This window comes from Brevibacillus sp. MER 51, assembly GCF_023714195.1.
Taxonomy (GTDB): Bacteria; Bacillota; Bacilli; order Brevibacillales; family Brevibacillaceae; genus Brevibacillus.
In genome coordinates this window covers 1-456 of sequence record NZ_JAMAUS010000058.1, presented here as the reverse complement: position 1 = coordinate 456, position 456 = coordinate 1, and the positions used below count along the sequence as shown (strand labels likewise).

The window sequence follows — 456 nt, the reverse complement described above, 5'->3', positions numbered from 1 at the left end:
AAAATCAATGATATTTTCAATCGTAAACTTTTCATCAATTAAAGCATTGAACTTCTTAATTCTCTCATCTTCAAAATATTCTTGAACCTCTGCTCTATTTTTTAACTCAATACCATAATCTGTTTTAAGTCTAGCCAAAACTTCTGTTATCTTAGGTGGATTTACCAGTAAATCTTTCAACTCAATAAATTTGTATAAATTTTCGCCTGATAAAAGTTCATTATTAAAGGCTGACTTTTCATCTAAACCTAAAAATGCCAATTTAAAATAGACTTTCGCAAATAAATCTAGGGTTAAGTTGTTGTCTTTAAATGAAATTATATCGGCAAGTTTGACATACCTAGTGTTTAAATCTCGATAATCATTTAGATTTTTCTTCCAACGAATTAAATGGTTAGTTTCAAAAAAGAATTTTTTTATTTCGTTTTCACTATTTAAATTATCTAGGGTTGGAGA

Annotated in this window: 1 protein-coding gene; it reads right to left on the bottom strand. The window is 27.0% G+C overall.

Annotation, left to right across the window (positions count from 1 at the left end; genetic code table 11):
* On the bottom strand, positions 1-456 hold a 456-nt coding region (locus M3630_RS30605; RefSeq protein ID WP_251254672.1), incomplete at both ends, for a chalcone isomerase family protein.